The organism is Pseudomonas sp. (genome assembly GCF_026224925.1).
Lineage (GTDB): Bacteria > Pseudomonadota > Gammaproteobacteria > Pseudomonadales > Pseudomonadaceae > Aquipseudomonas.
Genome location: NZ_JAMFRV010000234.1, coordinates 1 through 8,671, shown reverse-complemented (window position 1 = coordinate 8,671; position 8,671 = coordinate 1). Strand labels below are relative to the sequence as shown.

The window sequence follows — 8,671 nt, the reverse complement described above, 5'->3', positions numbered from 1 at the left end:
CAGCCAACCTGTATGTGGCGTTCACTTACCAGGACTATTGGGTCGACTTCAAAGTATTCGGCAGTCTCGGCATGACCTTGATATTTCTGGTCGGCCAAGGGATCTTTCTCGCCCGGCACATGCACGACGCAGACCCTTCCACACCCGAAACAAAGGACTGATAATGCTCTACGCAATCGTTGCGACCGATGTCGCCAATTCGCTGGAAAAACGTCTGGCTGCACGGCCTGATCATTTGGCTCGCCTGGTCGCGCTTAAAGATCAAGGCCGTATGGTGTTGGCGGGCCCTAACCCGGCAATCGACAGCAATGACCCTGGTGCTGCTGGTTTTTCCGGCAGCCTGATCGTTGCTGAGTTCGAATCCCTGGCGGCTGCGCAAACCTGGGCCGACGCCGATCCATACATTGCTGCTGGTGTGTATGCCAACGTGACGGTCAAACCGTTCAAGCAAGTACTGCCCTGACACACTGCCGGGCGCGCCGCCGTTAACCGCGCGGCGTTCGGCAGTTGCCGAGGTAGTGCTCATTTTTGTGCCCAACCTGCCGATAACCTGCTGAGGACTCGATACTGGGTTCGATAATTCTCTCAATAATCCTCTCTATAAAAAAAATAGCAGCAGCGGAGTTCAGATGCGTTCAGGTTCGTTGTGCTTGTTGTTAGTCGTGTTCAGCGTTAGCGTCAGCGCGCACGCCGAAGAATCATCCGGTGTTGGCACAACGACGCCGTTGTCGCCGAGCAACCGTAATCAGGTCGCCGAGGTGCAGCAACGCCTCAACGTCAGCGACCAACAGCGCGAAGAATTGAGTCACTTGCGCCAAGAGAACCAACGCCTCATGTTGCAACTCAAAGCATCGCAAATTGCCTCACCGCAACGCCTACTCACCGAGCAACAACAGTGGTTCGTTGCTGGCGGAGGCGTAGCAATAATCGCCCTTCTCTGCGGTATCTTTGCCAGTGGCTGGCGTCGACAACGTCGGCAGTGGATAAATTGAGTGAGTTCATGAGCGAACTGTTACTGATTGATGATGATGAGGAGCTCTGTGAGCTTCTGAGCAGTTGGCTGAGCCAGGAAGGCTTTCAGGTGCAGGCTTGCCACGATGGCAGCAGCGCGCGCCTGGCACTGGCGCAAACACCGCCGCCCGCCGCCGTGGTGCTGGACGTGATGCTGCCTGATGGCAGCGGCCTGGAATTGCTCAAGCAACTGCGTACGGATCACCCGGACCTGCCGGTGCTGATGTTGTCGGCTCGCGGCGAACCGCTTGACCGTATCCTCGGCCTCGAATTGGGCGCCGACGATTACCTGGCCAAACCCTGCGACCCTCGGGAACTCACCGCCCGGTTGCGCGCGGTGCTACGACGCAGCCATCCCACAGCGGCCTCAAGCCAGTTGGAACTGGGCGACCTGTGTTTCAGCCCGGTGCGCGGCGTGGTGACCATCGACGAGCATGAGTTCACCCTGACCGTGTCGGAAAGCCGTTTGCTGGAGGCGTTGCTGAAGCAACCTGGCGAACCGCTGGACAAGCAAGAACTGGCGCAACTGGCCCTCGGTCGCAAATTGACCCTGTACGACCGTAGCCTCGACATGCATGTCAGCAACCTACGCAAAAAGATCGGCCCCCACGCCGACGGCCGCCCAAGAATCGTTGCCCTACGTAGCCGTGGCTATTACTACTGCGTGTGAAAGTCTTACCGTAGACCGCTGTAGGAGCCAACGTGTTGGCGAGACCGTTAAGACGAAGAATCCAATCGGACGCTTCGCCAACACGTTGGCTCCTACAGATCCCGTGCGAATGTGTCAGGCCGGCAGATTTTGTCTTTACCCAAGCTTTACCGTCACCTGACCGCCGTTGACCTTGCTCTCCCTACACTGGCCTCAACCGGCATCGAGCCGGATTCGAGACAAGGAGATTTATCATGCGTAAGACTTTAATCGCCCTGCTGCTTGCTGCTGCTCTGCCTACCGTCGCAATGGCAATGCCACCTGAAGACGGTGGTGGTCACGGTGGTGGCATGCGTGGTCACAACCCTTACAGCCAATTGAACCTGACCCCGGATCAACGCCAACAAATCGGCCGAATCATGTTCGAACAAAAGCGTAACCGTGACGAGACCACACAGCGCTACCTGCAAATGCTGCCGCCTGCCCAGCAGAAAGCCATGCAGGATGAGCTAGACGCCAAGCACCTCAAAGCGCAAAACGATGTCCGCGCCTTGCTCAAGCCTGATCAGCAGAAGCAGTTCGACGTGATCCAACAGAAAGAAGCCCAACGTCGTGCCGACCACGCCGAGTTCCAGGCCTGGAAAGCGCAGAAGGACCAGCAAGCTAAATAACGATTAGTTTGTCCCCACCCGACGCACTGCCGTGCGTCGGGTTTTCACGTTTGAGGAGTCCACGTGCGTTCATTGTTCTGGCGAATTTTGGCGAGCTTCTGGTTAGCCATAGCCCTAGTGGCTGGGCTCTCGATTCTGCTCGGGCATATGCTCAATCAAGACGCGTGGATTCTCAGCCGTCATCCGGGCGTCTCCAAATTGGCGCAAAACTGGACCACACTCTATGAAGAGAAGGGTGAGGACGTCGCGCAGGATTACCTGCAACAACGTAAACGGCGTTATCACATTGACGTTCAAGTGCTCAATGAAAGCGGCGAAGCCGTGGTCCGAGGCACCTTCCCGCCTCGGGCTGCGGCGCTTGAAGCGCGCCAGCACAACGATCCCGCGCAGTTGCCGTGGCGTCGTTTAACCACCGAATACACCAGCCCGAAAACCAACGAAACCTACCTGTTTATCTACCGAATCCCGCACCCGGAGCTTAATGCCTGGCATCGGGAAAGCCTGATATGGCCGCTCAGCGCGCTGGGCATTGCGCTGGTGGTGCTGACGCTGTTCAGTTTGCTGGTGACACTGTCCATCACTCGCCCGCTCAGCCGCTTGCGCGGTGCAGTGCATGATTTGGGACAGACGACGTATCAACAAAATAGCTTGGCGCAATTAGCTAACCGCCGTGATGAATTCGGCGTGCTGGCCACTGACTTCAACCGCATGGGCGCGCGCCTGCAAGCGTTGATCGGCAGTCAGCGTCAGTTACTGCGTGACGTGTCCCACGAGTTGCGCTCGCCCCTCGCGCGACTGAGAATTGCGCTGGCGCTGGCGGAACGCGCAGAACCGGCCGAGCGCGAGAAGCTTTGGCCGCGGCTGGCTCGGGAATGCGATCGGCTGGAATCGTTGATCAGTGAGATTTTGGTGCTGGCGAGGCTGGACGCAGATTTCGGTGACGCCGAGCTGGTGGATCTGGACGAGATGCTGCATCACCTGAAAGGCGATGCATTGCTCAGTGCTGCAGATCAACAGGTGCGCATAGACGTTCACGATGACGTTGAGCTGCTAGGTTGGCCCGACATGCTTGAACGGGCGCTGGACAATCTGTTGCGCAACGCCTTGCGCTTCAACCCCGAGGGTAAAACCATCGACTTTCTGGCACAGCGTGAGGGTGATCGGTTATTGATCAGCGTGCGCGATCATGGCCCCGGTGTGGCGCCAGAGTTCTTACCGCAGTTGGGGGAGCCCTTTTACCGTGCACCCGGCCAAACAGCGCCTGGCTATGGGCTCGGGCTGGCCATTGCCAAACGCGCCGCAGAACGCCATGGCGGCCACCTGATGCTGGCCAACCATCCCCAAGGCGGATTTGTGGCGAGTATGGACTTGCCGTTGGAGCCGATTATTTCCGGCGGTTCTTGAGATCCTGCCGGGTAAACATAACCCTCCTACAGAGGCCATTTACTCACAAACTCTGCCGTATCCAGCCTCGGCGCGGAACGCGGTTCGTTTTGTGGGGTGCCGAGGTAGAGGAAGGCGACGACTTCTTCGCCCGCTTCCAATCCCAGCCCTTTGGCGACATGAGCTGAATACGCCAAATCTCCGGTGCGCCAGACGCCGCCCACCCCCATTGCAAATGCTGCGTTCAGAATCGCATGTGCAGCGCAGGCCGCAGTGATTAGCTGCTCTTGCTTGGGTACTTTGAAGTGATCCTGCAGCTTGGCAATCACTACCACCACCAATGGTGCACGCAACGGCCCCAAGCGTGCTTTTTCCAACGCCTGCGCATTGGGCTCGGCACCGCTGAGTTTCAATGCCTGCGCCAGCAACTCCCCCATCTGCTCACGAGCCGCACCTTCGACGGTCAGGAACCGGAACGGTCGCAGTTGACCGTGATCAGGCGCGCGCAATGCGGCAGCGAACAATAGTTCTCGTTGCGCTGCGTCCGGTGCCGGATCAACCAGACGTGGGACCGATACACGGTTGAGCAAAGCGTCGAGCGCTTCCATGGGGTTTCTCCTGAAAAAATGATCGGTCATTCTAGGTTGGGTACGCAGCTAATAACGAGTGACCCGGTAATTTAATTAATACCTGTCACATCCGAGCGCGGTATTCCCCCGGTGTTGCATCGAACCAGCGACGGAATGCGCGGAAGAAGTTACTGGGGTCAGCGAAGCCCAACAGGTACGCAATTTCCAACAGAGTCATCTGCGGTTGCGCCAGGTATTGCTCAGCTAACTCCCGCCGGGTGTCATCAAGCAACGTTTGGAAACTGGTGCCCTCGTCCTGCAGGCGTCGCTGCAAGGTGCGCTGTGATAGATGAAGGGTTTGCGCGACCACTTCCCGCTTGGGCTCGCCCTGGGGCAATAACCGACACAACACCTGCCGGGCCTGATGGGTCACGCGGCTCCCCGAAAAACGCGCCAAATACTCCCCGGCAAACCGGTCATGCAACTGCGCCATGGCCTCATTGGCGGTGGGCAGCGGCGCTTCCATGTCGGCGCGCTCGAATACCAGCGCGTGGTACGGCGCATTGAAGGTCATCGGTGCATGAAACGCCTGTTTGTAGGGTTCGATATTCTTCGGTTGTTCACCTTGAATCAGTACCTGGCGTGGTTGCAAGGTGCGCCCGGTCAACCAACTACAGAACGCCAGCGCCGACGCCAGTGACGCTTCTGCGCTTTGCCGGGTTGGCGGCAGATGGTCGCCATGCACCGTCAGAATCAGCGCGTAGCCTTCAGGTAATAATCGGAAACTCAGGTCAGCACTCTCGGCGATGATCCGCTGGTAGCGCACCAATCGCGCAAAGCCTTCTTTAAGCGTCTGGCTGGACATCAATGCGTAGCCCGCGACGCTGAATGACCCTGGACGGACAACCTTGGCCATGTTCAAACCAATTGCGGGGTTACCCGACAACTCCACTGCCCGCTGCCACAGACGGGTCATGCCGTCCTGTGGAAACCGCGCGTCGGGGTTATCCAAATCGGCATAACTGAGCCCCAGTTCCTTGAACAGCGACCGGCAGTCCAGGCCGTCCAGCTCCAGTGATTTGACGATACCCATTGCCCAACTGGCAGACGTCGTTCTTTCGCTCATGATTTTCCTATTCTTGAATAGCCGCGTCCCGCAGCGCTTGCGGCCAAGGATACTATCGTGGCGCGCAATGTCACTGCCTGAAAACCTGAAGCGCCTAAACTGAGCCAGTCCATTTCTAATAACGACAGGACCCATGATGAACACTCAGGCACGCTTCACCCATATGCAGGACAGCACTCAAGAAGACTGGATGATTATTGCCAAGGACTTTACCGCTTACGCCAAGCAATTACCTGGGCGAATCCTGACTCACCTGCGGTTACTGGACGGTGATTTTGGCGGCTTCCCGGTAGACCGTTTGACCCACTCGCTGCAAACGGCGACCCGTGCCCATGAAGATGGCCGCGACGAGGAATACGTGGTCTGTGCGCTGCTGCACGACATCGGCGACACCTTGGGATCTTATAACCACCCGGACATCGCGGCAGCCATCCTGAAACCCTTCGTCAGCGCTGAAAACCTGTGGATGGTGGAAAAGCACGGAGTGTTTCAGGGGTACTATTTCTTCCATCACCTGGGCATGGACCGACTGTTGCGCGAGCAATTTGCCGAGCATCCTCAGTATCAGCAGACCATCGAATTTTGCGTAAAGTATGATGCGGCAGCGTTTGATCCCGCCTACAAAACCCTGCCTTTGAGCTTCTTCGAACCGATGCTGGAGCGGGTGTTTGCTTACCCTAAGAATTCGATTTATACCGCGGCGCAGCACACCGATTAACTATTCTTTGGCACGATCATTTTTTTGCAAGATCGTTATGCCCAAGATCGCGCTGCGGGTCGATCTGGTCGCGCACCCGTTGCTTGAGCACTTTGGCTTCGGGGAAACCGCCGTCAGCCTTACGCTCCCATATTTGCACGCCATCGCAGGTGATGCGAAACGCCCCGCCGGTGGCGGGCTCCAGGGACACCTTCCCCAAGTCATCGGCAAAGGTACTGAGCAGTTCCTGAGCCAGCCACGCGGCACGCAGCAGCCATTGGCACTGCGTGCAGTAGGTGATGACAATTTCAGGTTTGGTGAGGGGCATGGTCTATTTCAACTGATTGCCGCTAACAGATCTTGAGCGGTACGCTGGTGCTCGTGATCGCCGTCCAGAATTATTTCTTGCAACAGCGCCCTTGCGCGTTCGACTTCGCCTTCATCAATCAGCACTTGCGCCTGATTGATCTTGCTGAGCGGTTCGTCATCGTCCAAGTCTAGCAAATCGAATTCCGATGAATCGTTCATGAAACTATCGAGAAACTCGTCATCCAGCAAATCACTGTTGGACTGAATAATCGGCTCAGGTTCCAGTTCCGCCTCGGGTTCAGCAAAGTCACTGAGGTATTGCTCATCGGGCATTTCGAAAACTTCAGGAAATTCGGTCAGGTTAGTGGCGAAATCCGGCTCGACTTCAGGCGCTTGCTCGGGCTCTTTTTTGCTGCGCGCAGCAGGAGTGGTTTCGAACGGATCGACCAAATCCCAGTCGGCGTCCATTGACAGGTCATCCAGGTTCAAATGAAACTCATCAACGGGTTGCGCGATTGGGACCGGTGCTTCTGGCTCAATGAACCGAGAATCAACGGGTTCAGGGGTCAACCCCGGTGCCAGAACGATGCTGCTTGGCGCCTCTGACGGCGACACGGCTACGGGCTCAGGCTTGACCTTTAATTTCGGGTATCGCTCACGGATTTCCTGCACGGTTTCGGCGCTGACACCGCGATCAAGCAGGGCTTGCTCTTCCCGGGCAAAACCGTCGATGTCGCCTTGTTCCGCCAACAGTTCAAGTATTCTCAAACGCAGATCCGTACGTTCTGGCTGTTTCACTGACGCGTCACGCAAAATACCCAATGCTTCGGTGAACCGGCCATAAGCAATGTAGATGCTCGCACCGTCTAGCGCATCGGTCGCCGTGCCAGCAAGGCGCTGGCCTTGGGGCGTTGGCGCAACGGCAACCGGTGCTGCTGGCACTGCTGGCGCGACCGCAACCTTGGGGGGTTGGGGTTCAACTACCGGCGCAACCGGCGCTGATGAAACGGTGGGTTCTACTGGTTTGTAGACCGGCGGCACAGGCGCCACGTTTTTCATCCGTTTACGGCGGACCGAATACGCCAGCGCCAGCAGTAACAGCAGTATCAATACCGCGCCCAGTAACAGCGGCATGCTGACGAGAGAGTCGTCTTCGGGTGCCGTAGCGGCGACCGGAGCCGTGATGACAGCAGGTGCTGGGGCAACTGCCACAACTGGCTTGCTTGCAGCGGCCTTCATCTCAGCCAAAGCGGTTTGCAGTGCAATGACTTGTTTGTCTTTACCGGCGACTTGATCCTCAAGGCCTTGCAGCTGTCCTTTCAGATCGCCTACGGACTTGGTCAACTGCTGGTTTTCAATAGCATTGGCCGCCAGTTGCTCAGCGGTTTTTTGATCTTCGCTGGAAAGGGGCAGAGGCGCCGGTGCCGCAATAGCGGGCAATGCTCCAGATGCAGGTACAGGTACAGGTACAGGTACAGCTGCGGCGACCGGCGCCGAGACTGTCCGCGGCAACACGGCCGTATCAGGCAACAGCAGGCTTTGGCCGGTTTTCAACTTCGTGCTGTTACCGCTGGGGAATGCCTGGGTGTTAAGCGCCTGTATACCTTGGGCTATCTCTGCCGCAGAAGTTTTACCGCCAGGACCCTGCAAGCGCCGGGCAATAGAGGCCAGATTGTCGCCTTTGGCAACGGTATAATGATTGCCTTGCACTGCTTGTGGAGGCGCAACGGGCATACGTGCATCGGTGACGTTATGAGTCTTGGGCTCAGTCCATCGGCCCCGCGACGCGGCCCGGCCTTGGGGCGAATCAGGCGGATCGATCAACAGCGTGTAGGCATGCACCTGATCGCCGTTCGGACGCGCCAATCGCACAAGGAAACTGACGTAAGGCTCAGTCACCGGTTTTTTCGAGACCACATGCACAACGCCACGATTGCCATTGATAACAGTCGTGAAGCGCAGGTCGTTGAAAAAGAACAGGCGGTCGATGCCCGCACGGCTAAACGCTTCCGGAGAGGCCAGGCCCACGTGGATGTCTTCGGCGTTCAAACCGGCTGTTTCAACCAGCTCTATGTCGGCGTTGAACGGTTGTTCCAGCGCAGAATGCAGCGTGATCTCGCCCAAGCCAAGGGCCGAAGCCAACGCTGAGTACATAAATGATGCAGCAGCCACAGCCACGCACCAACGACGAACCGGCTGACGCGACGGGCGATTAACCCGCGCGAGCGCAACCTGAGAACTCTTCAGCATGTAAAT

General features: G+C 57.4%; 11 protein-coding genes. 7 read left to right on the top strand and 4 right to left on the bottom strand.

Features of this window, described 5'->3' with window-relative positions:
* The 6 genes from M0974_RS10150 to M0974_RS10125 all read left to right on the top strand — a co-directional run.
* A partial coding sequence (locus M0974_RS10150) for a septation protein IspZ (protein WP_297835871.1) occupies positions 1–161 on the top strand: 161 nt, incomplete at its 5' end.
* A gap of 2 nt (positions 162–163) precedes the next feature.
* Positions 164–463, top strand: coding sequence for a YciI family protein (locus M0974_RS10145; protein WP_297835864.1), 300 nt, complete (start codon positions 164–166; stop codon positions 461–463).
* A gap of 166 nt (positions 464–629) precedes the next feature.
* Positions 630–992 carry a translation initiation factor 2 gene (locus tag M0974_RS10140; protein WP_297835862.1) on the top strand — a complete coding sequence of 121 codons (363 nt, stop codon included), beginning with the start codon at positions 630–632 and terminating at the stop codon, positions 990–992.
* A gap of 8 nt (positions 993–1,000) precedes the next feature.
* Positions 1,001–1,681, top strand: coding sequence for a response regulator transcription factor (locus M0974_RS10135; RefSeq protein ID WP_297835861.1), 681 nt, complete (start codon positions 1,001–1,003; stop codon positions 1,679–1,681).
* 233 nt (positions 1,682–1,914) lie between these two features.
* A complete protein-coding gene (locus M0974_RS10130; protein WP_297835859.1) occupies positions 1,915–2,331 on the top strand; it encodes an LTXXQ domain protein in 417 nt (138 codons plus the stop codon).
* 63 nt (positions 2,332–2,394) lie between these two features.
* Positions 2,395–3,735, top strand: a complete 1,341-nt coding sequence (locus tag M0974_RS10125; RefSeq protein WP_297835857.1) for a HAMP domain-containing sensor histidine kinase — start codon at positions 2,395–2,397, stop codon at positions 3,733–3,735.
* A gap of 26 nt (positions 3,736–3,761) precedes the next feature.
* On the opposite strand, the gene M0974_RS10120 is transcribed toward M0974_RS10125, so the two are convergent.
* Positions 3,762–4,322 (bottom strand): nitroreductase family protein, encoded by a 561-nt coding sequence (locus M0974_RS10120; protein WP_297835855.1) that lies wholly within the window; start codon positions 4,320–4,322, stop codon positions 3,762–3,764.
* 85 nt (positions 4,323–4,407) lie between these two features.
* A complete protein-coding gene (locus M0974_RS10115) occupies positions 4,408–5,409 on the bottom strand; it encodes an AraC family transcriptional regulator (protein ID WP_297835853.1) in 1,002 nt (333 codons plus the stop codon).
* 136 nt (positions 5,410–5,545) lie between these two features.
* Here M0974_RS10115 and M0974_RS10110 point away from each other — a divergent pair, with 136 nt between their 5' ends.
* On the top strand, positions 5,546–6,127 hold the full coding sequence (locus M0974_RS10110; RefSeq protein WP_297835869.1) for an HD domain-containing protein: 582 nt from the start codon (positions 5,546–5,548) through the stop codon (positions 6,125–6,127).
* A gap of 16 nt (positions 6,128–6,143) precedes the next feature.
* Here M0974_RS10110 and M0974_RS10105 read toward each other — a convergent pair whose 3' ends face one another.
* Both M0974_RS10105 and M0974_RS10100 read right to left on the bottom strand, forming a co-directional pair.
* Positions 6,144–6,434, bottom strand: a complete 291-nt coding sequence (locus M0974_RS10105; protein ID WP_297835852.1) for a SelT/SelW/SelH family protein — start codon at positions 6,432–6,434, stop codon at positions 6,144–6,146.
* An 8-nt stretch (positions 6,435–6,442) separates the two neighbouring features.
* Complete coding sequence (locus M0974_RS10100; RefSeq protein ID WP_297835866.1) at positions 6,443–8,665, bottom strand: FimV/HubP family polar landmark protein; 2,223 nt, start codon at positions 8,663–8,665, stop codon at positions 6,443–6,445.
* Between the last annotated feature and the right edge of the window lie 6 nt (positions 8,666–8,671).

Excerpts from the sequence above, each read along its gene's own strand:
- M0974_RS10110 (WP_297835869.1), top strand. The coding sequence starts at position 5,546 with ATGAACACTCAGGCACGCTTCACCCATATGCAGGACAGCACTCAAGAA.
- M0974_RS10140 (WP_297835862.1), top strand. The coding sequence starts at position 630 with ATGCGTTCAGGTTCGTTGTGCTTGTTGTTAGTCGTGTTCAGCGTTAGC.
- M0974_RS10145 (WP_297835864.1), top strand. The coding sequence starts at position 164 with ATGCTCTACGCAATCGTTGCGACCGATGTCGCCAATTCGCTGGAAAAA.
- M0974_RS10135 (WP_297835861.1), top strand. The coding sequence starts at position 1,001 with ATGAGCGAACTGTTACTGATTGATGATGATGAGGAGCTCTGTGAGCTT.
- M0974_RS10100 (WP_297835866.1), bottom strand. The coding sequence starts at position 8,665 with ATGCTGAAGAGTTCTCAGGTTGCGCTCGCGCGGGTTAATCGCCCGTCG.
- M0974_RS10105 (WP_297835852.1), bottom strand. The coding sequence starts at position 6,434 with ATGCCCCTCACCAAACCTGAAATTGTCATCACCTACTGCACGCAGTGC.
- M0974_RS10120 (WP_297835855.1), bottom strand. The coding sequence starts at position 4,322 with ATGGAAGCGCTCGACGCTTTGCTCAACCGTGTATCGGTCCCACGTCTG.
- M0974_RS10115 (WP_297835853.1), bottom strand. The coding sequence starts at position 5,409 with ATGAGCGAAAGAACGACGTCTGCCAGTTGGGCAATGGGTATCGTCAAA.
- M0974_RS10130 (WP_297835859.1), top strand. The coding sequence starts at position 1,915 with ATGCGTAAGACTTTAATCGCCCTGCTGCTTGCTGCTGCTCTGCCTACC.